Source organism: Paenibacillus sp. FSL R7-0189 (assembly GCF_037969925.1).
GTDB lineage: Bacteria > Bacillota > Bacilli > Paenibacillales > Paenibacillaceae > Paenibacillus_AQ > Paenibacillus_AQ odorifer.
In genome coordinates this window covers 3,868,709-3,894,070 of record NZ_CP150223.1, presented here as the reverse complement: position 1 = coordinate 3,894,070, position 25,362 = coordinate 3,868,709, and the positions used below count along the sequence as shown (strand labels likewise).

Here is a 25,362-nt window from a genome sequence, read left to right as displayed (position 1 = left end):
AAAAAAAGTTTACCGTTTGCAGCGAAATGGCAACTTTAGGCCTACAGCTTAGACTCTTCCCCGTTTCATTTCACACAAAAAAGCTGCCCTCAGCCATTAATAATGACATTAGGACAGCTTTATCAAATCTATTGCTTGTTCTGCATGACATGCTCAGCAGCTTCGCGGGCATAATCACTGAAGGTAGACAGCACACTGTTGTACTCTTCAATATCCTGAACACGAATCCCCTCGTGAAGCTCTTTCCAAATATTTTCCGGCAATGAGGATTTCAGGGAACCCATATCCATTTGAAAAAAAGTCTTCAGTACCTTTTCCTGAACTGGCGGACCTTTAAACAAGGTCAAATTCCCAAACGCATCTACACCAATATAAGCTTCATTTTTTATCATTGTCGATAAATCATTCACTTTTTGTTCCAGCCACAAATCCCCTTCTGAACTAATCCAACCGCTCCATTCAGGGTGTTCATTGATTATAGTCTTCAGCTGAAGCGGGTTCTTTACGCCTGGCAACGTCTGAATCTCTTCTCCGGACACATAGGTTGTTTTTAAATGAACGGTTCTGCTGAGCCCACTTTGGGAGATGGTTTGCAGCAGTTGTTCGTTATTTAAAGTGCCCTTCTCTTTTGCCTCATCACTGTCCTCGCCTACTTTAAAGACAGCTGCGGCTAACTCACTATCGGCACTATCCGCCCAGCTAGAATTCGTCAGCAGTCCACTGATTTCCTCAGGTACCTGCATACTGCGCCAAGCCAGTACAGTAAAAGCTATACAAGCAGCTCCTACCCAAAGCGCCTTTTTCCAACGTCTCCATCGCCGCCAAAGTTGTTTTTTTAAGCGAAACGCGTTCACGTTAATCCCTTCATTCTGGTTTTTCCCTATTGTGACCTAAGAAGGGAGCATTTATGCGCTTTTCTGTGAATAATCGACATTTCTCCAAAAATACAAGGTTAACCTTGCAGTATGGTTCAAGGTTTATGGTGTAAGTCTGGAAGGGCGATTCTGGGGAGAGGTTTCACATACCGGCCTTAGGTGATACCTATTTCATTACGATCGACCATTTTTTCCACCAAAACTTTTGCTTTGCCAATAGACTATTTAGTTCTTAGTGTGCTATGCCATTGAATTGGGCGTTTGGGATGGTAGCGATGTAGGCGTTCTGCGTTTGCGTGATGGGGGGATGCGTTCTACGTTTGCGCGTTGTGCGGAGTGGATCTAAAACTAATTAGGGAAAAACTCCCTGAAAATAGCATATATTCGCTCTAAATGAACGAAATCAGGGAATTACTCCCTAATAAATAAGCTGTTTTCCTTAATTCCCGGGAATCAGACATATATTAGGGAGTTTTTCCCCCATTATATGTCTGACGACCAGAATCCTAAGAATTTCAGGGAGAAATTCCCTAATCGCTCTATAAGTGTTTTACTTTTCGCTTCAATTGAAGCATAAGTTCATTCTTCACTTTTTTTTACCTAGACCTCAATCGGTGCTCACTCGGTAAGCCACTTGAAGCATCATTGGTCATCAAATGCTGCCTCAGCTTCAAGTGGTAATTTCTTTTACCTTTGTTCAGCATCTTCTTCGTATTAAAGTCATATTTAAGCGTTAGGAACCACCGGCAGCTTCACATGGCTCGGATACTCACGATTATGGTAGACGGTCTGCAGCACAGTAATCGCTTCTGAATCTTCATATGGATTATTACCTGTATTTGTATTAGGGAAAGCAACGAATTTGCTGGACGAAGTAACCGAGAACCGAATTCGGTGTCCAACAGCAAATCTATGGGCTATATTCGGCATGAAAATATCATATTTCTCCACCTGCCCAGGAATCAGCAGCTCAGGTGCTTCCAATCCATGACGGTATTTAGCTCTGACAATATAATTGGATAACCGGATGGAGTCCCCTTGTTCATTCACATCACTAAGCGTAACTACCCAATCCGTATCCTTGCCAGTGCTGGCAGCGTAGATAACCGCAGACAGTTCTCCGGCCACAGTCAGCTCTTCCGTCAGAATATCACTAGTGTAGACAAGGATATCATTGCGCAGCTCGTATTTCCGCAAATTTTCAGGCTCTCGTTCACCGCTATCATTCATAGGATCATGAGGATTATAGACATAAGTATCTTCAGGAGAATGTTCCTCAGGCGCTGCGAGCAGTTGCCCATCCCCATGTCCTGAATTCGCTCGCCCACCGCTGGAAAGGTAGAAGGAAGAAACTGTGGCTTCGGCAGGTGTCCAATCCGCGGACGTTCTCCACTGATTTTCACCAACAACATAATAAGAGGCTCTAGGCTCCTGATCTATTCCATTTGGAATGCCTTTGAGGAAGCGGTCGAACCAGCGCAGCACAGAAACATCGTAATCATAGACTACGGCATCATTGCCGAAGCTCACACCTTCATAGTCTCTGGCTCTGTTCGGCCCGTGCTCCCAAGCGCCCAGACGGATTTTGCGATTAGGCACATCATGTTCTGTCAGCATTCTCCATGTTTCCGATACGCCGGCGCTGTCGCCGTCATACCAGCCTGAGATGACATACATAGGCACCTGCACCTGATCTCCGCGCTCAGTAAAAGTACAGTTTTTCCAGAAATCATCATACTCGGGATGCTGGCTCCACAAATCCCAAGGACCTGATGTTTTGCCAATCATTTGCTGAGGGATCTCTCTAATCGGTCTTGCATCAACGGCTGCTTCCGGATTCACCGTAATGCCTCCAAAGATATCAAAATCCGTCCGAGTACCCACAGATTGAGCAAGAGTCCAAGAGAGCAACGGCCAAGAACAAAGAGTTCCCCCTTTGCGAACGGTATCAACAAACGGAGAGCCTACATTCACTTCATCCACAACCGCCTTCAGATTCGGGTGCCCACTGGTGGCCGCCGCCACAACAACAAAACCTAGATAGGATGCGCCCCACATGCCGACGTTGCCATCCGACCATTCCTGAGCAATAATCCAATCAATCGTATCATAGCCGTCATCCCGTTCATTATAAAAAGGAATCAGTTCTCCTTCCGAATCCGCCCGCCCCCTAACATCCTGCGATACTACTGCATAACCTTTATTGGCCCATCTCATAAAAATCTCTTTTTTTCCGTTGCGGTCATAACATGTTCTTACGAGAATAGTCGGCAACTTAGTTCCCGGCTTAATACCCTCTGGTAAAAAAACATCTGTGGCCAGCTTCACCCCATCGCGCATCGGAATCAGATCAGTGCCCAGATCGTTTACACCATATTCTGCCTTAGATAGAAGAGGATCATCGTAGACCACTAACGGAGTCAGCTTCTCATAACCCGCTTTAACCATAAGCTCAATACCATACCGATTCGGTGTAAGAAAAGCGATAATCTCCCCATCCAAAGTCACAATGTCCAGAGCCGTCTCTTTGCGCAGCGCCCATACTTGTGAGGTCAGTTCGCGGCCTTCAATCTGCGCCTGATACTGGATATGCTTTTGATAGATATCGCCATTACTCAGCACAACCTCATAATCTACCCACTCCCCTTTAGCATAAGCGTCTAAATGTTTGTGGATTTTTTGAAGTGGAAGCACAGTTTTGAACTGTCCATCCAGCACATTGTCTTGCATTTGCGTTCTTCTGCGCGGATCGACCTTAGCGAGCATGATCTGTTGCTCTGTAAAATGAATTTTGCCTGTATAAACACCAGAAAAGTAGACGTTAAATGTAGTTGTGTGTAAGTAGGTTGTCATCTGTTTATCCCCTATCCGCAAATTTCTTCAAATACGCGCAGCCAGTTGCCGCCCATGATCTTAGCAATATCTGCATCCGCATAACCGCGGGCAACCAAACCTCTAGTAAAGTTAATAAAATAACTATATTTCTCAAGTCCAGCAACGGTTTCTGTAGAAGGTCCGTCTCCTTTGGCGAATCCAAGCTTGGGTGCGATATGTTCTTTAAAATAAACCAATGACCAGAGCACATCGCTCATCGGCCAATCCGTTCCAATTCCGACATGATCCACGCCTACAAGCCGGATTACATATTCGATATGATCCAGCACTTGGTCAATAGTTGTATGTTTAGGGTCTTCATGAACAAACCAAGGCATAGCAAAAATACCAATGACTCCACCCGTCTTGGCTATCGCGATAATCTCCTCATCACTTTTACAGCGCATATGCGGATAGATCGCCTCTACACCCGTATGTGAAGCAATCACCGGAGTTGTGGAATAAGCGCAGGCATCTAACGTAGTCTGTTTCCCGCAATGCCCCGTATCTACAATGATCCCCAGCTTGTTCAAGCGCGCAATGAATCTTTTTCCAAAATTAGTGACACCGGCGTTCGATTGTTCTGCGCAGCCCGCCCCAATCTGGTTCTGATTGTTGTAGGTCAATTGTAGAATTCTTAAACCGAAGTTATAAAGTACATCTACTTGATCGAGATTCGTGCCCAGACCATCCGTTTCTTGTGCTGTGATAATGCCCGCTTTATGACCATTACGCTTGGCAGCACGTATGTCTTCGGCAGTTAAGGCTTTGATTAACCAATCTGCGGAATCGAACTGCAGTTGCACCTCTGCCATGCTTGTAATGATGCTGTCTAAGGATTCTAAATGAAGTTCGCGGTTCCCTGCTGTAATTCCGGACTTGTACCACTCTTCCTTATACTCGGGAATCTCTCCGCTCGCAGATAGCTTTGTGATGATTTTTGCAGGCATACTGCTGTATACCATTGGCTCATCTTTATAAGGCTCACATAATTCTTTGATTCTGTCAGAGATAGAGTCTCGAATCGCGCTTGGAGATAAGGGGCCTTGAAACAGCAAATCGATAATAATGTTCTGCTCATGCAAGCGTTTAGCCCGCTCCTCCTCTTGCTCCGTCAACTTGAAATCATACAGACCTTCATAAGTGCTCATCGTGTAGTCGCTCCTTAGAATGCAATTTCAGTGCCTTTATGTAATCTAACAGCTTCATTATATATAAAATTAGCTGCTGCTAAATCCTCTATGGCCAGCCCTAATCCTTTAAAAAGAGTAATTTCAGCCGCGGACCTTCTACCCTCGATAGTGCCGCTGATCAGCTCACCAATCTCCCCGACAATATGATCTGCTGTGATTTTGCCTTCGTTCAGAGGAATTAAATAATCCCCAGATTCATTCTGAGCGGATTCCAGCCGATCCACATATAACTTAGCTAATTGGACGGTCTCCGAATCCAGCTCACGGTCATTGGGTCTACATGCGCCGACTGCATTGATATGTACACCCGGTTTCAGCCATTCTCCCTTGAGCACAGGTTCGGTGGATGCTGTCACGGTACAAATGATATCCGCTGCGCTGACTGCCGCTTGAACTGTCTCAGCAACAATGATCTGTACATTATATTTTTGGCTCATCTCCGTTTGGAAATCCTGCGCCTTTGCGAGTGTTCTGCTCCATACTTTTACCTCACGGATGGGTCGAACCCGCAACATCGCTTCCAGATGACTTTTTGCTTGTTCCCCAGTTCCAAGAAGAGCAAGGATTTCGGCATCCTCTCTGGCCAGATATCGGGTTGCTGCTGCACTGACTGCCGCCGTACGAATGGCTGTAATCTTTTGTCCATCCACTATAGCTTTCAGAACACCCGTAGATGAATCGAATAGAGTAACAAGACCTTGATGAGAAGGCAGGCCTGAACCATGATTGCTGGGAAATACACTGATGATTTTGGCACCAGCTACCTCTTCATGCTGCAAATATCCCGGCATTAAGCCGAGCAGATTGCTCTTTTGTAAAGGAAGCACTTGTCTTAAGCTTTGCACGGCTTGTCCAGCAGACAGATCCTTCAAAACAGACTCCATAACAGAGATGCAAGATTCCATAGCTAATAGTTCAGCCACTTCATTTTGATTAATGACTAGCATAAGACGGACCTCCTTCTCCTCATCATGATTGCACGAACGCGAATATAAAATTTTCTTACTATCATAACTTATCCGGTTTAAATATTCATGTATAAAGCTGGAAGGCGAAAATTTGTCCTGACCTCAGTTATTCTCTATACTTAATATAGTACGTATTATATTTTAAGGAGCTGACTATTGATTATGGCTAATAAAATAACTTTAGGAAAAACCAATCTGCAGGTTCTCCCACTGGGTCTGGGTGCCAATGCTGTTGGCGGGCATAATTTATTTCCGGGTTTAAATGATGAAACCGGCAGAAATATCGTGCGCAGCGCTCTGGATCATGGGATTAATTTTATTGATTCCGCCTTTATTTATGGACCTGGAAGATCCGAGGAACTGATTGGCGAAGTGCTGAAGGAAAGAGGCGGCCGCGACAATGTGGTCATTGCTACTAAAGGCGCTCACGTGATTACCGGTGACAAGATTACACTGGACAACTCTCCAGCTTTTCTAAGACAGTCTGTGGAAGACAGCTTGAAACGCCTCCAGACCGATTATATTGATCTTTACTATATTCATTTCCCTGATGAAAACACACCTAAGGACGAAGCTGTAGGTGAACTTAAGAAGCTGAAGGATGAAGGGAAGATTAGAGCCATCGGGGTGTCTAACTTCTCCATTGATCAGCTGAAAGAAGCCAACAAAGACGGTCATGTGGATGTTCTTCAATCCCACTACAATCTGCTGCATCGTGATGCGGAACAAGATTTGCTGCCTTATACGCAGGAGCATGGCATTTCTTTCGTGCCCTATTTCCCACTTGCGTCGGGCCTGCTGGGCGGCAAATATAAGCAAGGCGATACATTCAGCGACATTAGAAAAAATGACCCGCTATTTCAAGGGGAGACCTTTGCCAAGAATCTGGAGAAGGTGGACAAGGTCCGCCAGATTGCCAATGCTAAAGGTGTCGAAGTCGCACATGTCGTACTTGCCTGGTATTTGACCGTACCTTCCATCGATGTGCTTATTCCGGGCGCCAAACGTCCTGAGCAGATCGTTTCCAACTTAGAGACGCTGAAGGTGCAGCTGACCCCAGAAGAGATCAAAACTATAGATTCTATATTTAAGGCGTAATCTAGCCTCATTAGATTAAGGGGTTGTCCCATGGCCACGAAATGGCTGCTGGGGCAGCCCCTTTTGTGCTTTGGTTCATCCGATGATTCAGGTTAGATAGTTCGATTGCCATGATTCGTAAGATTCGTCATTCGTTCGTTTTATTTCCTTCGTACGTTCGTTCGATCGACCTATCACAGTTCCCCGCACAATGCCCTATCGGACACAGTTGACCCGTAACGCAGCATTATTGCACCTTTGGAATTCCATCGGACCTCATAGCCGCTATTGGCACAAAATACACCTAATATGAACCTTTTTCTAAGCAATAACGTCTCTGGGGTCCGAAACCCTGCTGAAAAGGCGATAAATTTGCATATAACGTCATCTGGGTCCGTAAGCGGCAGCGGATGGCAGTCGATCGTAGTGGAGAGCAGTCATTCTTCTCCAATATCCTAAATTCTTTGTATTAGTAAATATTGTTTGCTATACTTTCTCTGAAGTAACATTGGACTTTAATTATTATAAAAAGGGGAATTCCTTGATGATTATTCAACCTAAAACTCGCGGATTTATATGTACAACAGCCCATCCAGAGGGATGCGCCAAACAAATACAACAACAAATTGAATATGTAAAAGCACAAAAGAAAATTGAGGGACCCGCTAATGTACTAGTCATTGGTGCTTCTACCGGATACGGACTAGCTTCCAGAATTTCAGCCGCTTTTGGTGCTGGAGCCAACACTATTGGTGTTTTCTTTGATAAAGCTGCTGAAGGTCAACGTACAGCTTCTGCTGGCTGGTACAACTCCGCAGCTTTTGAACAACAAGCAGCGCAGCTTGGACTTAAATCTCACAGCATAGTTGGCGATGCCTTCTCCGATGCTATCAAAGAGAAGACCATTGAATTGATTAAAGCTGAATATGGCACAGTTGATTTAGTTGTCTACAGTGTCGCTTCACCACGCCGCACTCATCCGGTAACAGGAGAAACCTTCTCCTCCGTCATTAAACCGGTGGGAACCGCTTATTCGAACAAAACCTTGAACTTCCACACAGGTGAAGTTTCCATGACCACTATTGAGCCTGCCTCAGAAGAGGAAGTACGTCAGACCATCGCAGTTATGGGCGGCGAAGACTGGAGAATGTGGATCGATCAGCTTCAAGCAGCTGGCGTGCTTGCCGATGGAGCTACAACCGTTGCTTACTCCTACATCGGGCCTGAAATCACTCACCCTATCTATCGCGACGGAACGATTGGTCAAGCCAAACATGATCTGGAACAAACAGCGATCCAATTGAATGATCGCCTGTCCACTCAAGGTGGACGTGCTTTTGTTTCCGTGAACAAAGCTCTGGTAACCCAATCCAGCTCCGCAATTCCTGTAGTCCCGCTTTATATCTCTGCATTGTATGAAGTAATGAAGGAAAAAGGGCTGCACGAGAACTGTATTGAACAAATGTACCGTTTATTCTCTGAGCATCTTTACAGTGGGGGCGAAGCTACTGCTGACGGGGGCTGCTTGATCCGAATTGATGACTGGGAAATGCGTGAGGATGTTCAGACTGAGGTTATGAAACGTTGGGACGAGCTGACAACCGACAATGCAGGTGAGCTTGCTGATCTTGAAGGCTACCGCCAAGATTTCTTTAACCTGTTTGGTTTTAGAACAGAGGGTGTAGACTACGAAGCTGACATTGATCCTAATGTCGACATTCCAAATATGTATTAATAACTGACCTATAGACAAATGAGGTTGTCTCTGAAGTAGTGAATTCTACTGATGAGATAACCTCTTTCTCTTTTAGACAGACATTGGCTTACCTCCCCTCTTTATGATATGGTTTGATTGAATACTGCATGTTCTACTAACATTCAAAGGAGTGAGTCACTTTTGGTTAAAAAAAATAGTGTAGCAAACGGCGCACTTGAGGTGTCACAAATTTCGCTTGGCTGTATGCGGATTGCTGATCTATCTGCAAAAGAAGCAGATACACATGTACATAGTGCCCTAGAGCTCGGAATAGACTTTTTTGACCACGCTGACATCTACGCAGCTGGCAAAGCCGAAGAAGTATTCGCAGGCGTACTGGAGAACAATCCGGGTATGCGTGATAAAATGATGATCCAAACCAAATGCGGAATCCGCAACGGTTTTTTTGATTTCTCCAAGGAACATATCCTGCAATCCGTTGAAGGCAGCCTTAAGCGCTTGAAAACAGACTATATCGACGTCCTACTGCTTCACCGGCCTGATACGCTGTTCGAGCCAGAAGAAGTCGCTGAGGCTTTTGATATTCTGGAAAGCAAAGGTATGGTCAAACACTTTGGTGTCAGCAACCAGAACCCGTTGCAAATCGAGCTGCTGAAGAAAAATGTAAAGCAACCGCTGCTGTTCAACCAGCTGCAATTGAGCATTATGGTCACTGGCATGATTGATACAGGTTTCAATGTGAATATGACTAACTCCGGTTCAGTTGTTCATGATGGCGGGATTTTGGAGTACAGTCGCCTGCATGACATGACCATTCAGCCTTGGTCGCCTTTCCAATATGGCTTCTTTGAAGGCGTATTCTTAGATAACGATAAGTTCCCTGAATTGAACGAGGTCATTAACCGCTTAGCAGCTGAAAAAGACGTAACCAATACAGCTATTGCCATCGCATGGATTCTCAGACATCCGGCAAATATGCAGCCTGTCGTTGGCACAACTAATACACAGCGCTTGCGTGATATTGCCAAAGCTTCCGATATTACTCTCACTCGGCAAGAATGGTATGAAATCTACCGTGCTGCCGGCAATGTCCTTCCATAAACACCTAAAGCCACGGGGTACGTTGATAACGTACCCCGTGGCTTTTTTACCAGAGAGATTCAATCCTCACGTTCTAGTTAAACTAGATAGACAGCGTCAAGATATTCGTATACTCACAAAAAGAACACAAAAAATTATAACTACTACCGAAATACTTAAGATCACAGTTGTTCTTTTGTTATGCTTTTTCATAATCCATCCTTCCTCTCTATAGATGCACATCTCTCTTTTCAAAAGAAATTAAAGCAACGCTCAAGCAAACCCCTATGATTACAACAGGAATTAGGATCATACGAATACCCTCGTTTAGGGTATATATCTCATGTGAATTTACAGCAGAGAATTTAAAAATTTGCGTCGTTAGCGTATTTTCAGAAATCACTCGCAGATATACATACGAAGAGTCTTTAAGATAACCACTGAGCAGAAAATCGCCAAATACAAAAACAAAAGTGGCAATTACAGCGGTAGCCGATTTTTTCATCAATACTCCTAACAACAGTACGACAGCGGAATAAGCTGCGAGATACAAAATATTGAATCCAATAGCCCCCATAGCAACGATAAACTTCCCCTCTAAGCTTTCATTTCCGATATGGGAACCCGTAACAAACGCTGCCAGCATGTACAATACATAAAAAAGACCAAAAAATTGAATTACCCACCATACTACAACTTTTAATTCGGTTAGATATTTTCCCAGCAAATATAATGACCTGCGCTGACCCGAAGCGATAATAGTTTGGACCGACCCATACTCAAATCCCTCGGTAGCAAAAAAACAAACGTAAATCGGAATGATGAAATACAGAAAAAAAGATAACTGAATGCTAGTGATTAAAGGCTCTAAAGGACCATCTATATCAAATCCTACTTGTACCCCCATCCAAACCAGTAATAAGGCACTTCCAAACAGCAAAAGAAGACTTATCCCCTTGAACATAGGATCTTTGGTTACATAATAAGCTTCAGCCTTAAGAAAATTCCTCATTCGTTACCTCCAGCAATTAGATCCATATAATAGTTCTCAAGATTTGGAGCCGACAGGTTAATCCCTTCAATATGGATGCCCTGCGTCAGAAAAAGAGACATCAGCTCTTCCAGATTTGTACTCTCTTTAGGAATTTGAATTTCTCCAGCTTCGGTGATCGTAATGGTTTCTAGTTGGAGTTCACTTTTTAAAATCTGAAGTGTCGCTGCGGGATCAGCCGTTCGAATACAGATCTTTGTTTCCGCCGTATGTAAGAGTTCCTCCGCAGAAGCTTCTTTGATTAACCTTCCTTTATGAATAAAACCGTATTGGGTCGCTAGTAGCTGCAACTCACTTAAAATATGACTGGAGATCAGTATAGTCACTCCTTGTTCTTTGGAAAGCTTCTCCAGGATCTTTCGCACTTCTACAATGCCTGACGGATCAAGACCATTAATAGGCTCGTCCAATACCAGAAATTTGGGATCGTTAAGTAGAGCAATAGCCAGACCTAAACGTTGTTTCATCCCAAGGGAGTATTCTGAGGTTAGCTTAGAACCGGCATCTGCCAGAGAAACTGCCTGCAATACTTCCGCAATTCTGCTCTTATCCTTAATCCCAAACGCACGACAATAAAACGTAAGATTTTGCTTGGCATTTAGATTAGGATAAAGCGCTGGCCTTTCAATTAGAAATCCAACCTTTCGCCTCGCCTCGTGAACAGCTTTTTTGTCCTTTTTTTCAAAAAGAGAGATTTCACCATGTGTCGGATGTACCAATCCGCCTATAATTTTCATTAATGTAGTTTTACCTGCCCCATTTTCGCCAACAAACCCATAAATATCTCCTACCCCAATTGTCATATAGACATCCTGAAGCGCAAGAGACTCTCCGTATTGTTTGCTTAAACCTCTGGCCTCAAAGATCGTTTGCGTCAAATCAAACACTCCTCTTTTCACTTTTCCACATCCTAACATGTTGCCATGGACACTACATTCAAACTGTAACAATCAAGTTAGTTAATGTAATTATTAAGAAGGATTTGTATAATGTGACTTATATGGTCGACAAATTCCCGGATATTTTGGACAATTCTTGTCGAAAGGAATGATAAAGTGATACGTATTGCTGTCTGTGATGATGACTTTCCCACTACTGAATTAATAGAGAGACTTATTCTGGAGACTCAACCTAATTTCACAAGGAAAATAGAGGTCTCGATCTTTTATTCCGGCGAAAGCTTCACTAAGGCCATTCAAGAGGCCTGCGCGTTTGATATTATTTTTATGGACATTGAAATGGCGGATATGGATGGAATAAAAGCTGGGTATGTACTGCGGGGAAATGATGAAAATGATCTAGTGCAGCTTATCTATGTCTCTAGTCATGATGAATATCATCTGCAACTCTTCGATGTTCAGCCCTCGGGATTTATCAAGAAACCTATCGATTCAGAGATATTTAAGCACAAACTGATTTCTACGATTGAAAAAGTAATTCGCAAGCTCCAGCAAGGCAAAAAAAACTTCTTATCACTACAGCAAAAAGGAAAAGAAATTCTAATCCCCTATCGAAATATCATCTATCTGGAAAGCAACCGGCGGAGAATTATTCTTTATTCCTGCAACGATCAACATGACTACTACAGTACACTAAACGAGGAAGAGCAGAAGCTTCCTGTGAGCGATTTTGTCCGAATCCATCAATCCTACATCGTTAACTTTTACTTTATTAAAGAAATCAGTAACCAGGGAGTAATTCTCCTAAATGGCGAAGCCTTACCCATTAGTGCAAAATACAGTGCCGATTTTAAGAAAAAATATCTGAAATTCAGGGGGAGTCTTGTTGGATAATATCTTTCTGGAGGAGTTATTTTATCTAGTAACGCTTCCACTTTTACCTATCATTATTCATTACTTCTACAGGCATTGTTTCGTTAGCCGACTTACCACCAAAGCCAATCTTGTTATCGTGTACTCCCTATATTTCCTCTGTATTGTCTTTCTGCACTATAGCTCACTGCCAGGCTCAATCCTACTCACACTCAATATTGGCCTGATTGCTCTCTTATCTTTTTTTTACAATGGAAATATCAAATGGCGGATCGTTGCCGCTCTTTTTCTGGTTGCGCTTATTACGCTTAGTGAGTTATCATTACCCCTATTTTACTCGACAAAGGGATATATTCTGAACCAGTTTCTTTCCAAGCTGCTGATGTTTATATTAGCTTTTGTATCCGTGCGCGTAGCTAAAGCCTTTGGAAATGGCGGGTTATCTAAATGGTATTGGGTTCTATTATTTATTTGCCCTTCTATAAGCACACTAGGGATCTACAGCTTCGCATCCAGCCTTTATATGCAGTCCTTCCCTACCCTTGTTCCAATCCTGTCCACAGGGCTACTCATTATAAATTTATTGATATTTATCTTATGCGACCGTATGTTAGTTATCCAATCTGCGCAGAACCAAAGTTATTTACTTGAGCAACAAAATGCTTACTATGTAAATCAATATCTTTTGACAAAAGAAATACAGGAAGAATCTTTTAAGTTCCAGCATGATATTAAAAATATTCTCATAGGTTTACGCGCAAAGGTACAATCCGGTGAAGCTGCCAATCTGAATGAGTTGGACAACTTACTGGGGCAAATAGACAACCCAATAGGCGTTAGCAATAGCGGGAATACGATTATTGATTCCATTATCAACTACAAGCAGCAGGTCGCTGAAAAGCATCAGATCCCCTTCAAGTTAGACTTGAACATCCCTGCACAGCTGACGCTCGACACCACAGTTATCAGTGTGATTTTAGGAAATGCACTGGACAATGCCATTGAAGCTTGTTGCGATAAAAGAAATGAAGAGTGCTATATAACCATACATATGCATTATCTTAATGAAAGCTTGTTCATCCGGATTCAGAATCCTTATGTGAATGAAATTCATACGAATCGTTTTGGCGACATCTGCTCCACAAAAACTAATAAATCCGGTCATGGTATAGGCTTAAAAAGTATCCAGAAGGTCGTAGAGGATAGTAATGGCTTAGTAGATATTTCATATAACAATAATCTATTTCAAGTCGAAATTGTTCTTTTTATGGTCGCCTGTAAAAAAAGGAACAGCCTATCGTAAGTACAATAGGTTGTTCTTTTTTAGTTAACAGTGAGATGAATCGAACCTCCACAGTTGGACATTAGAAAGAGAACGAAATGCACTAGGAGAAAACCAACTCTCCCCTAACAAACTTAAGCGAAATTTAATAAAAATCTCAATAAAAATGCAGATCTGTTCTTCTTTTTCTAAATTAGATTTATAAATATGCTAGTTACTCCTCAAACAATGAATCTAGCACGGTTGTACCTCATATCCAACTAAAGTCAATTGCCTCTTTTATATCTACTAATTTATTCCCCCAAGAACTTGTGAACTATTTCTCATATACTATTTTAGGTTGGCGCCAATCTTTCTCATAGAGGTCTTATGAATGCAGTTTAAAGAAATCTATCTAATAATTTGAAAGAAGGAAACCACATTGGTACTGGGTTGTGATACTGCAACAAACGTTACTTCAGCAAGATTGATGACACTTCAAAATAATAACTTTACATTTGTTGGACGATACCTGAACCGTGTAGAAGGTTCTCATGACGGACTTACAGATGCTGAGATTACACGAATTTCTAATGCTGGGCTGTTCATAGTATCCCTTTATGAAAACAAAGGTGGAACAACTGTCAGTTACTTTACGAATGCACAGGGTGTTAGTGATGCGAAAGATGCTGTGGAATTGGCAAATGACTTCGGACAAACGAATGCCACTCCGATTTATTTCGCCGTGGATCGCGATATGACCACTACTCAAATTACTGGAAATGTTGTGCCTTATTTCCAAGGGATAATGTCAGTTCTAAACAGCAGCACTCAAAATCCTAACGGTTATAAAGTGGGAATCTACGGTTCAAGAGCTGTTTGTGCCTACATCCGCGGCTCCTTCTCAGCTACGACACGTTATACTTTTATCGTCGATAATAGCTGGGCAGGGACTTTCAATGATTGGAACTTACGTCAATATAATTTTAACACCACGCTTGGCTCAGGCAACGGTCAGATTAAGATTGATTACGTAGAGTCATCTTCTCATGGAGGAGGGGGTTGGAAATAGTAACCTATTTTATTCAAATTGAGAAACAAATAGAAGGGATCCTTTAGCCTCCGAATTTTCTCACTGCTGCATGTACCGCTTGATACCCTATAATATCCTATAAGAAGTTGCATCTGTAATACAACATATTAATTCATTGGATTCATGTTATTTTTTAATCAATGAACGTTGCAAAATTGGATCCCTTACAATTCGCTAATACTCTTTTCGAATATTTCTCTCATAGGCTTCTATCCTTAGGCATACTTTAGGATAGAAGCCTTTTTGACTTTAGTTCGGGAATTAGTATTCATCGTATCTATTTTTCCATTATCTGAGATCCCATTGGACAATCAAAAAGCGGCCATTCCAATGGCCGCTTTTTTTAAGGATTTAGAAGCTTATCATAAGCTTCATCATAAACCCAAGTGATTCCTTCATCTTTACTGGTAAGATATATAGTTCCTGCCACACCGGTATCTTGATCAATTAACGAGATAGGGAACAGTCCTTCCTTTCTATTAAAGATAGGAGAAAGGGGATTTTTTTTATATTTATCAAACTTTTCTGGAAGCGATACAGCAAGCCTTTCCCAAGTTTGCCCCTGATCTTTGGTCCAATAAATTACAGGACCCTCATCCATATAATATCTGTACCCTAAAAACCCGATATCCGAACTAGAAAATCCCACGCCGGTCAAATGTTCCGAATAAATATCATTTGGATTGCCTATCTCTTTCCACGTCTTACCTCCGTCAGAGGTTTGATATACATAATTCAGCGCACTCCCAACTCCTTGTGAAGCACCACTGACCAGCCAACCATCATTTTTATTCGTGAAACCGATAAATTTTGTTTCATATCCCATTGCTCCAGGAATAGGATAGTCATTCCATGTCTGTCCCTTATCATTACTGATTAAAACATGCAGCGGCAATGATTTTCCATCTGCAAAACCATAAACAATAGCTGTTTTATCCTCGGATATAAAATAACCGGTGTTCTCTTGCCCCATTCCCAGAACCCCTCCGGTCGTATCCAATTTTAATGGCACATTTGCTTTAACATCTCCATTCCGATATGAAACAGAAACATTCCCCTCTGCATCTATGGAGTACGAATTGCCAGCATCATTAACAACAACTTGCTCCCCATCAAAGCCAATGGAATAGATCGTGCCGGGTTTGATGAATTCGGTGCCTTTTATATTAGTGCACGACGCCAACACGCTGATTACCCCGATCAAAAGCAGGACGGTATAAAATAGAGTGATGCCGTTTCGTTTTTTCTTCGTATTAAGAATAGATATAAATCGCTCTTTCATAGAAATTTCCCCTCCTGAAAAGTTAGTTGATAAAGCCAAAAAGCGGGGATCCGAATTCTGTATGACAGATAAGATAGCCTCACAATATTTTTTACGGTAAGATAAGCTTCGTGTACCCACTACCGTCTCATCACAGTAAATTTCAATTTCACGTCCTGCTTGGCGTACCATGAACCACACGAAAGGATTAAACCAATGAATTGCATGTACAATTAAGAGGAGTATCTTATATATAATGTCATGTCTCTTATAATGAACTAACTCATGCTTGAAGATAAATTCAAGCTCTTCATCGTTATATTGATCATGCGGCAAGAAGAGAATCGGCTTGTAAAAACCAACTAACATTGGATTTGGAACCTTTTCACTAATTAAAACGGTGATGGATAATTTTATTTTCATTTCTTTATAAACTTGGTTTATTTTCAATACCATCTGGTCACTTAAAAGAGAATTACTCCAACGAAGAGACTGTTTTCTGAAAAAGTAGTAACTGGTAAAATGATAAAGCAAAAAAAGTACGAACCCGGAAAACCAGAGCCAAGTTAAGATGTCCATAAGAGATGGTATATGATTTAACGATGCGGCCTGCTGAACAGGATGAGAAATCCCTGACACATCAATTTGTATGCTGTTGGAGGGAATGTCTTGAAACACTGTACTTATCTTTGAGCTATCAGGAAGCGGAATCCGTACGACATTATTGGCAAACGAAATGTTAAATGGAAGTAGCAAGCGTATAGTCAAAATCATCCATATCCAATATTTCCATTTTGCCGATTTTCCCTTCACATTCCTTATAATCCGTTTCTGAGATGGCTGCACGATAACTATTGCTCCGTCCCTCCTTTTCACAATACAGAAATCCTTTATCAACGAGTCGCGAAAGTACCGTCATTAAAGTAGCCAAAGCCCAATTTCGTTTATTACGTAATTGATTCGATATGTAGGAAGAACTCACTGGATTCCCAGTTTTCCAAATGACAAGCATAATTTCTAACTCTGCATCAGGTAGCTTCTTAATTTCATTAATCATGAATCAACCTCCATATTATACAGTTGTATAACTGCTTCTATTATACAACTGTATAAATAAAATGCAAGTCATCTTTTCTTTTGTTTCTATAAATTAGAGACGTTGAAAAGTAGGAAAAGGTTTGCACTTTATAGTATCAATGCTAAATCATCGAATGCGAAGCTAACGGTATACACTAGAACTTTGGAAATAGGGTAATTCAGAAGTAGTAGTAGAGGAAAACCTAATGCTCCTATTAGAAATTCAATAAGCTCTGAAAATGAAAAAGGTCTATAAAATCGCTTATTAAGCAATTTTATAGACCTTTTTAGTATACCGGTGAGAGGAATGGAACCTATCGATATTTATTTTGAACGCATCAATAGATATAGGAAGTAAGGCACACTCAGCATTGTTACAATAATTCCTGCGGGAATATCTGACTTAAAGCTGACCGTTCGAGCAATCGTATCCGCTACAAGCAGCAATAGCGCACCAATAAGCGCTGAAGTAGGTAGAAGAACTTTGTAGTCGTGACCTACCAGCTTGCGAGCCACATGCGGACTAATCAATCCAATAAAGAAGATCGAGCCCCCGAGCGCTACACAGCCAGAAGCTATGCCTACAGCCGCAATTGCCAAGCGCAAAAATTTCTTCTTTACAGCGACTCCTAATCCTATCGAAATTTCGTTGCCTAGCACCAAGACGTTCAATGTCCTGAAATTAGAAAGAATATATGCGAATAGCAGCAATACCCAAGGTGCCAACAAGCTGATATAAGACCACTTGTCCCCCCATAAATATCCTGCTTGCCAACGCTGCGCAAACTCATACTTCTGGTCATCAAGCTTTAAAGTCAGGAATAGCGACAGCGCACTAAACCCCATATTGATTGCAACACCAGTCAAGACAAGTCGTGTAGAAGAAATCATACGACGTTTTCTATAGGCTAGAACATAGATCAGAGCTGCTGCCAGCAGACCGCCTAAGAATGCCATAGACGGCAGTAATAATGTTATAGCGGCGCCTTGAATGCTTACCGTTGAGATAATCAGCAACACCATAAGACCTGAACCTGAGCTAATACCAAGCATGCCGGGATCAGCCAGATCATTGCGCAGCAAAGCCTGCATAACTGCACCTGCCAGTGCCATCCCAAATCCAACAAGTATCGCTAATACGATCCGAGGAAGACGAAACTTATAAACAACGAGATTATGCTCCTCTGGACCTTGTCCAAGCAATACTTGAAATACTTCAAGTGGATTGAGGGACACCTTTCCCATATTAAGACTAAGAATAGCTCCTGCAATAAGCAGTATTAAAAGAGATAGAATCCATATTGTAGCCTTATGCGATTTAACAACATTCATTTGAAGGCTCTCCTCTCTTTGCTCGCAATTAGCAAGAAGAAAGGAACACCAATCATTGCAAAAATAATGCCCAGTGCTGTCTCTGCCGGACGATTAATCAGCCTTCCAGCGATATCCGCTACAACCATAAGTGCGCCGCCGTAAATGGCTGATGCCGGAATAATATAACGATAATCTACACCTACAAAAAAACGCATAATATGCGGAATAATTAACCCTACAAAGCCGATTGGCCCTACAAGTGCAACAGCTACACCCGCTAGTAAAAGGACCGCAAGCGTAGCTATCATCTTAACGAGAACGATCCGTTGCCCGAAGCCTTTCGCGATCTCTTCCCCCAAGTTTAAAATAGTGATAGAGCGTGCAATGAATAGTGACAAAGCCAGTCCACCTAAGAACCAAGGTATAACTAGCCTAATTTCCACCCATGTTGCTCCAGCCACACTACCCGAAGTCCAATAAGCAAGGGCACGACCAATTCCATAGTTTAATGAGATAAATGACCCCACAGCTCCAAATAGCATTGTAATTGATATTCCAGCTAGCACCAGTCGTTGAGGTGTCATTCCTGAACGATTCAATGAAGCGGCAAGATACGTTAATCCTGCTCCAAGTCCTGCGCCAATAAAGCTAACCAGCAGGGTTGTTGTCTGCAGTTGCCCTGGAAGAAAAACCAGTGTAACGGCCATTGCAAGAGCTGCTCCTGCATTCACTCCCATTAATCCGGAATCTGCTAAGGGATTTCGCGTATAGCCCTGCATAACCGCTCCTGCTACCGCGAGACACATCCCCGCAATAATATCAGCTGCTGTACGCGGAATACGAAGGGCATGAATAATCTGATGCTCGGTCAGTTCAGGATCAAAATTAAAAATCGCTGTCCATGCCATCTTCAGGCTCATGGAAGCAGAGCCAAATGAGATAGAAGCTGCTACTGAAAGCAGCAGCAGCAGTATCCCTAGGAGTAGAAACAGACCGAAATACGATTTCCCTCTTAAATCAGGGATAACGGTTGTTCTATCATCTAGCCTTCTATTTTTTTTCATACGCTGACACTAGCTTCTCTACTACAAAATCTAGTTGCTTATCAAGAGAGTAGATATCGGAATAATATGAAAAATCAAACCCAATTTCGATCAATCTACCTTCTTTAATTGCTGGAATGCTGTTCCAAATTGGATTGTCCGACAAATCATCAGCACCATCCCATACAGAGCGGAACACGAAGTCTCCTATATACTCTGGTAACACCTCTAAGGAAACAAACCCTCCAGTAGCCTTCTCTCTGCCATCAATCTTTTTCTGAAGAATCTCTGGTGCTTTTAGCCCTAAATATTCATAAATGATCTGAGAGCCCCTTCCATAAAGCTTGCTATCGATCACCGCCATCTCTTTTTTTCCGCCTTCGATAATGGTTACTGTCTTATCCAAAATTCCAAGTTCATCAAGCTGCTGCTTGCTCTTCTCCAACTTCTCGTGGAAATTATCTAATAGAGCTTGTGCCTCCTGCTCCTTGCCAAATACCTCGCCAATCTTCATTACACGTTCATCCGTCGCCATTTTTTCATAGGGAATTGGAACGGTCGGTGCAATATCCTTAAGGATTTCGTAAGTTTCTTCAGAAGCAGCTATGATCAAGTCCGGCTTTACTGCCATAATAGCCTCTGGATTAGGCTCATACCATGAACCTAGATCTTCAATCCCCCCCAGCTCTTCTGCAAAGGCCGCTCCTTCAAAAACACTCGAAGTACCTACTGGCTTAATGCCGAGGGCCACAAGATCCCCTTGAAGGTATAACACGACAACCCTCTTTGGATTAGCTGGAACAACAATATCTCCCTTTATTGTAGAGATAGTTCTTGTCTGAGCCTCCTTATTGACATTGTCAGCTGCAATTGAATTATTTGCTGGTGATGATGTAACTTCAGAAGCTTTGGATCCATTAGAATTTGTGGCATTAGAACCAACGCTTGCAGATCCACATGCACTTAAAAGCAAGGTAAAGCTAAGCAGCATCGCTACAATAAAACTTGACGTCTTTGTTAATCTCATAGGTGAAGACCCTCCGGTTATTTCATTTTGGTAATAGTAATGATAATGATTATCATACTCAATAACATTATATCGGGAGGATATGTGCTCGCCAATGGAGAATTTGGCGGTGGTAAATGGACGATTGTCCGATGAACTCACCTGCCTGCTTTCCTTGCGGAACCGGATGGGAGATTGACCATTGTATTTACTGAACATACGACTGAAGTAATATACATCGCTATATCCAACTTCTTCTGCAATATCGCGAAGTGGAGCATCGGTACATCGTAATAGCTCTTCTGCATGTTTAAGCCGGAATCGTATCAAATATTCAATCAAGCTAAACCCCGTCTCCCCTTTAAAGCGGGTTGATAAATGACGAGGGCTGTAATTAAATTGCTCCGCTATAGATTCTAGTGATAAATTATGACGATAATGCTCCTCAATATAACGGACAACCTGCCCAATGACATCCGGTTGCCTGAGGTTAATTCCATCCTTTGTGAACTGCTTTAATAATTCATGTATAAACTGATAGAACAAGCCTTTAACTTGAATTCTTTCCAATTGGCTTCCTTGTGCCCAAAGTTGTTCCATTGCCATTAGTTGATAGTGCAGTGGTAATGGCTCCAAAGACTCGAAGCTATACTGCATCCGAAATGGATTGCTGCGTTCTAAAAGTCTTGCTAAATCCTTTCTTCCTGGCAAGGAGGCTCTATAGAATAATAAATAGTATTCAAACAACTTCCCTGTCTCTATACTTAGTCTCATGCCCTTGCCACCATGCACAATAAAGTGACGGTCTGCGTCGTAATCTATGCCGTTGAGATTCAAGCTGGCCGTACCCCGCACACAGTAGATAAATCCGCATGCTGGTAATATATAGCCTTGCAGATTGTCCCCAGGCTCCATCACAGCATGTCGAATATCAAGTACTTTAACAGCAGCATAATTCCATGCGAAAATATGATCTTCCAGCTTCATCTTTGCCATACACTCCGATCTGCTCCACAATCTATTTGAATTAATTATATTCCACAACAATGATAATGATTATCAATTAGTATTAAGTAGTTCCTCTATTTTGTCAATCGCTGTTTAGTATCATGCTTGCTTATAGCTTCGAAGTGGAGCTTCCTCAGGAATGCCTCTATCTCATTCACATATCCTCTTACATTAATCATTCTCGGTACAACTAAGTCCAATTTCTTATTCACAACTGAAGGATGTATCAAAAGTTTTCCGGCACAGGCATGAACGGAATTGTAAAAAAACAAACAAAAAAGTTCATCAGATATAGTATCTAATGAACTTTGAGTTGATTTAGTTGGTACCGGTGAGAGGACTCGAACCTCCACGGTTTCCCTCTCGATTTTGAGTCGCTCATGCTATCGGGAAGATAGCAGAAACTAAGTCAAAGAAAAGGAATCTAAAGCCCGCGAAAATCCTTGTAAGATCAAGTTTTTTTGCGGGTTCTTTCGTTAGATTTAAACGCCGCAAGGCTTCCGGGAATCTTCTCAAATAGTAGTCGCTTTTGCACAAATGAGAGAACTCGGAGAGAACTATAACAGATCAGCCCGCTCCCTATCATTGACAGATAATATCGAAGCTTTGGCTTCAGGGAGGGGAATTGATATGAGAAAAACAACAGTAAACACTATCGCTAATCAAAAAGGCAGTACAGGCAAAACCACCACCGCTTATAACCTAGCTTACGCCTTATATAATGAAGGAAAAAAGATATTACTGATTGATTTGGATCCTCAAGGGAATCTAACGATGTACTTTGGTATCGAACAACCTGATAAACTCCCTTACTCTATGTTCAACATCAAGAACGCGATGATGACGGACGAACTGCTTCCATCGCCCGAAGAGTGCATTCATTCTCAAGGTAACATTGACCTGATTCCTAGCAACATTGAACTGTCTGTTGCCGAAATTAACCTACGGGATGAAAATGGCGGTGAAAAGACATTGACCCCTTTACTGGAACCGATGAAAGCCAACTATGACTACATCATTATAGACACGACTCCATTCACTTGGCTTACTCAATATCAATGCTTTGGTAGCACTCAACTGCTCAGATCATTGTGAAGGTAAAGAAGCGAATCAATCCACATATTCGCATTGAGGGCGACTTGATGACCAGGGGCGACACCCGTACCAATTTATATAATGAAACCATTCGTCTAGTGAAAGTGTGGTGTATCATAGAAGTCAGTGGTCCGGCAAGTTTATTTTGATCAATGAAAATGGACTCTAGACTCCAAAGCGAGGAAAACTGTCGACCTGTCTTTTACGTTATTCAAAAATAATTAAGTCATCTATCTCCCCTAACACAAAATACAAGAATCCCTTGAATTTATCAATCGTAACATTCCGTAAAATATCAGCAAAATCTTCATAATCTTTTATTACTTGAAAATTATTAAAGTAAACTTTATTCAATATCTCTGATTCGCATTCACTTCGACTTATTGGACTAAATCTATTACTGTATACATTTATCCTTAACTCCTCTTTTAACTCGTGGAAATTTACACTTTCAAGCATAAAATTTATTATCTGTTCCACATCTACCGTTATCTTATTTGGAGTCTCGTAAATATCATTGCTGCTCGTTAATTCAAATATATAGTAAATTCTAGTAGAGTCCTCATTACTAAAAAATATAATTTCAAATTTACAGTTATTTTTGACACCATAAGCTTTATCTAATAATTTGCAAATACTTATCAAGTACAATTCATTAAGAATCGTTTGTTCTTTGTTAAAAATCTTAGAAAAATAAGTACTAGAAAGTGCAACTTTTTTATCACTATTACAAAATAATTTAAATATTTGTACATCTATATTTAAATTAGATGCTATCCGTTCCAGTTCTTTGTCATGGAATTCTTGCTTTTCCACACAACCTTTTCGCTTTGTTTTTTGAGGCAAGTCAGAAATAACAAACTCATTTTTTTCATGATTAAAAATGAAATATCTTAAATTTCCTGCTACATAAATACTACTTAAAGTCTCAAATAATTGGTCAACGTTCAAACTTTTTACGTCCTCAAGTAGGCCTATTGGTCGAGAAACAATATCTTTATTTAAATAATGAATCATTACATTGATCTTTGCCACCTCATTGTGTTTCGATAGTATTTCTTCCTCGACCTCTCTAATGGCCATTAACATTAAGTCATAATATTCATTTTTATTATTTAATATCCTCCTCATATAGTTTTCAAATTCAAAGATAAGGTTTAAACCTACTTGGTACTTCGCATTGCTCCAACTATATAAGCAATAGCAGTAACTTGTTTGTCCTCTCAAATTACTTTCTTTCTCTGTGAAAAAATCTTTGAGCATCGCCAGTATAACAAAGTGCTCTAGAACGTGAGCTAAACCGTTGTTGCTAATACCATCTTTTTCTGATCCAGCTTCGCATAAAATAAAAAATGAATACATCATCTACCTTCTTTCCGAACTTCACTTCATTTTTTTATCCTTGATGTGTTTTAACTTTATGCGTAATGCTCAATCTAAGAAGTAAACCTCATTTTATTAATCCATCTTGGCAAAAATAGTAGGAGTATAAATAAAACTGCAACAGTAATGGAAGGAACGGCAATAATTCTAGAAATACCTCCATAGGGTTCAAAACTTGTGTAATAGCTGTTGAACTTGGCTATCTGCATGGGCAGAAAATTGCCCACATAATGTTTCAGAAAGAATACCTCACTCATCTGAATGGCGTAAGATATGGCTATGGTGAATAGTAACAGGGCGTAGCCAGTATAAATCTGTGTGACTAATACGCTGATCAATAAAGTAATCCCTGTCATCAGTGAGATTGCCACATATCCAATAACCAGGTTGATTAAAAACTGCTCGAAATAATTCACCGCAACCATTGATAAAAAAAATTGTGGACTACTTTGTATAGGCAAATCCGCTCCTTGTAAACCGTACATAAAGAATATAGGCGTAATGTAAATCGCCACCGCCGCCAGATAAAGCAATAAAGAGAGCTGGAAGGCGTTGATAATCCGTATCCTACTCAGCTTACGTTTTCCAAACCTCGTGGATTTGACCAGTCCGTCCACGCCCAAGGTCTCGTCTTCATTAAAAATTGGGACCAGTAGAATGGAAATGAGAACCAGGACAATAAAAACACACTGGCTCATCCCTGAGTTAACGTTCTTCCATCCCTCGGCATAACCCATCCGGATAGGTTCGGAGAGAGAAGCCGCTGCATAATTCCCGTTGCTGATTCCTTCCCTAGAACTCCCCGCTTCCTTCTGTGCACTTTTGATGATGTCTGCCCTGTCCTGATAAAATTGTTCTGCTGAGACATCTCGTATTCCAGTCCAGTTCCAGCCATACACTTGGATAATCATATCCAAGGCTGGCAAATCTGCAACATCCGCTTTATTCCTGTCTTCTGGTAGGCTAAGTTCTCTGTATTTTTCCAAAATTTTATTAATCTCAACTTCATCCAATACCTCCGGTTGATAGAAATACCGGTATTCCGTCCCATCTGTTACCTCATATCTTGCCTGATTTAAATAACCTGTTTTGATGGTGTCTAAGTTGTAAAAGGTAAGTATCAGAAACAATGCCAACAAAAAACCGAATATGTTTATGTTTAGGATTTTACTTCTGTTTACTTTTGATAAATAGCTCATGATTTCACCTACCTT

The 25,362-nt window shown here is 41.4% G+C and carries 20 protein-coding genes; 7 read left to right on the top strand and 13 right to left on the bottom strand.

Annotated elements, in window-relative coordinates; genetic code table 11:
• Positions 1–128 precede the first annotated feature (128 nt).
• From MKY63_RS16900 to MKY63_RS16885, 4 genes are all read right to left on the bottom strand, one after another.
• Positions 129–854, bottom strand: a complete 726-nt coding sequence (locus MKY63_RS16900; protein ID WP_076193205.1) for a BofC C-terminal domain-containing protein — start codon at positions 852–854, stop codon at positions 129–131.
• Positions 855–1,601: 747 nt separating this feature from the next.
• Positions 1,602–3,728: a CocE/NonD family hydrolase gene (locus tag MKY63_RS16895; protein WP_339809373.1), complete on the bottom strand. Its 2,127-nt coding sequence runs from the start codon at positions 3,726–3,728 to the stop codon at positions 1,602–1,604.
• A gap of 11 nt (positions 3,729–3,739) precedes the next feature.
• Positions 3,740–4,900, bottom strand: coding sequence for a membrane dipeptidase (locus MKY63_RS16890; protein WP_339809371.1), 1,161 nt, complete (start codon positions 4,898–4,900; stop codon positions 3,740–3,742).
• Between the two features lie 14 nt (positions 4,901–4,914).
• The gene (locus tag MKY63_RS16885; protein WP_036687499.1) at positions 4,915–5,889 is read right to left on the bottom strand and encodes an ornithine cyclodeaminase family protein; all 975 of its coding nucleotides are present in this window, start codon (positions 5,887–5,889) and stop codon (positions 4,915–4,917) included.
• A 183-nt stretch (positions 5,890–6,072) separates the two neighbouring features.
• On the opposite strand from MKY63_RS16885, the gene MKY63_RS16880 reads away from it, so the two are divergent.
• The 3 genes from MKY63_RS16880 (at position 6,073) to MKY63_RS16870 (ending at position 9,805) form a co-directional block, all read left to right on the top strand.
• The gene (locus tag MKY63_RS16880) at positions 6,073–7,008 is read left to right on the top strand and encodes an aldo/keto reductase (RefSeq protein WP_339809369.1); all 936 of its coding nucleotides are present in this window, start codon (positions 6,073–6,075) and stop codon (positions 7,006–7,008) included.
• Between the two features lie 523 nt (positions 7,009–7,531).
• Entirely contained in the window at positions 7,532–8,722 is a 1,191-nt protein-coding gene (fabV, locus tag MKY63_RS16875; RefSeq protein ID WP_036687496.1) for an enoyl-ACP reductase FabV, read from the top strand.
• A 225-nt stretch (positions 8,723–8,947) separates the two neighbouring features.
• Positions 8,948–9,805: an aldo/keto reductase gene (locus MKY63_RS16870; RefSeq protein WP_052097531.1), complete on the top strand. Its 858-nt coding sequence runs from the start codon at positions 8,948–8,950 to the stop codon at positions 9,803–9,805.
• Between the two features lie 208 nt (positions 9,806–10,013).
• Here MKY63_RS16870 and MKY63_RS16865 read toward each other — a convergent pair whose 3' ends face one another.
• Both MKY63_RS16865 and MKY63_RS16860 read right to left on the bottom strand, forming a co-directional pair.
• Positions 10,014–10,796 (bottom strand): hypothetical protein, encoded by a 783-nt coding sequence (locus tag MKY63_RS16865; RefSeq protein ID WP_076225225.1) that lies wholly within the window; start codon positions 10,794–10,796, stop codon positions 10,014–10,016.
• On the bottom strand, positions 10,793–11,734 hold the full coding sequence (locus MKY63_RS16860) for an ABC transporter ATP-binding protein (protein ID WP_339279429.1): 942 nt from the start codon (positions 11,732–11,734) through the stop codon (positions 10,793–10,795). Before MKY63_RS16860 ends, MKY63_RS16865 begins: the two co-directional genes overlap by 4 nt.
• 156 nt (positions 11,735–11,890) lie before the next feature.
• Between MKY63_RS16860 and MKY63_RS16855 the strand changes: the two genes are divergently transcribed.
• The 3 genes from MKY63_RS16855 to MKY63_RS16845 all read left to right on the top strand — a co-directional run bounded on the left by MKY63_RS16855 (position 11,891) and on the right by MKY63_RS16845 (position 14,940).
• Complete coding sequence (locus MKY63_RS16855; protein ID WP_076142382.1) at positions 11,891–12,628, top strand: LytTR family DNA-binding domain-containing protein; 738 nt, start codon at positions 11,891–11,893, stop codon at positions 12,626–12,628.
• Positions 12,621–13,910: a sensor histidine kinase gene (locus tag MKY63_RS16850; RefSeq protein ID WP_076148069.1), complete on the top strand. Its 1,290-nt coding sequence runs from the start codon at positions 12,621–12,623 to the stop codon at positions 13,908–13,910. Before MKY63_RS16855 ends, MKY63_RS16850 begins: the two co-directional genes overlap by 8 nt.
• Positions 13,911–14,310: 400 nt before the next feature.
• On the top strand, positions 14,311–14,940 hold the full coding sequence (locus MKY63_RS16845; protein WP_076098986.1) for a glycoside hydrolase domain-containing protein: 630 nt from the start codon (positions 14,311–14,313) through the stop codon (positions 14,938–14,940).
• Between the two features lie 364 nt (positions 14,941–15,304).
• Here MKY63_RS16845 and MKY63_RS16840 read toward each other — a convergent pair whose 3' ends face one another.
• The 5 genes from MKY63_RS16840 to MKY63_RS16820 form a co-directional block, all read right to left on the bottom strand.
• Positions 15,305–16,996: a M56 family metallopeptidase gene (locus tag MKY63_RS16840; RefSeq protein WP_256717826.1), complete on the bottom strand. Its 1,692-nt coding sequence runs from the start codon at positions 16,994–16,996 to the stop codon at positions 15,305–15,307.
• Positions 16,962–17,279: a BlaI/MecI/CopY family transcriptional regulator gene (locus MKY63_RS16835; protein ID WP_076148066.1), complete on the bottom strand. Its 318-nt coding sequence runs from the start codon at positions 17,277–17,279 to the stop codon at positions 16,962–16,964. Before MKY63_RS16835 ends, MKY63_RS16840 begins: the two co-directional genes overlap by 35 nt.
• Before the next feature lie 344 nt (positions 17,280–17,623).
• On the bottom strand, positions 17,624–18,631 hold the full coding sequence (locus MKY63_RS16830; RefSeq protein WP_076098983.1) for an iron ABC transporter permease: 1,008 nt from the start codon (positions 18,629–18,631) through the stop codon (positions 17,624–17,626).
• Positions 18,628–19,677 carry an iron ABC transporter permease gene (locus MKY63_RS16825; protein ID WP_081382417.1) on the bottom strand — a complete coding sequence of 350 codons (1,050 nt, stop codon included), beginning with the start codon at positions 19,675–19,677 and terminating at the stop codon, positions 18,628–18,630. Before MKY63_RS16825 ends, MKY63_RS16830 begins: the two co-directional genes overlap by 4 nt.
• Positions 19,664–21,658, bottom strand: coding sequence for an AraC family transcriptional regulator (locus MKY63_RS16820; protein WP_256717658.1), 1,995 nt, complete (start codon positions 21,656–21,658; stop codon positions 19,664–19,666). Before MKY63_RS16820 ends, MKY63_RS16825 begins: the two co-directional genes overlap by 14 nt.
• A gap of 642 nt (positions 21,659–22,300) precedes the next feature.
• On the opposite strand from MKY63_RS16820, the gene MKY63_RS16815 reads away from it, so the two are divergent.
• Complete coding sequence (locus tag MKY63_RS16815) at positions 22,301–22,765, top strand: AAA family ATPase (protein WP_076215921.1); 465 nt, start codon at positions 22,301–22,303, stop codon at positions 22,763–22,765.
• Positions 22,766–22,972: 207 nt separating this feature from the next.
• Here the strand turns inward: MKY63_RS16815 and MKY63_RS16810 are convergent, their stop codons facing one another.
• Together MKY63_RS16810 and MKY63_RS16805 are read right to left on the bottom strand one after the other, a co-directional pair.
• Positions 22,973–24,130 carry a hypothetical protein gene (locus MKY63_RS16810; RefSeq protein WP_143763182.1) on the bottom strand — a complete coding sequence of 386 codons (1,158 nt, stop codon included), beginning with the start codon at positions 24,128–24,130 and terminating at the stop codon, positions 22,973–22,975.
• A 71-nt stretch (positions 24,131–24,201) separates the two neighbouring features.
• A complete protein-coding gene (locus MKY63_RS16805; protein ID WP_076215913.1) occupies positions 24,202–25,347 on the bottom strand; it encodes a hypothetical protein in 1,146 nt (381 codons plus the stop codon).
• Between the last annotated feature and the right edge of the window lie 15 nt (positions 25,348–25,362).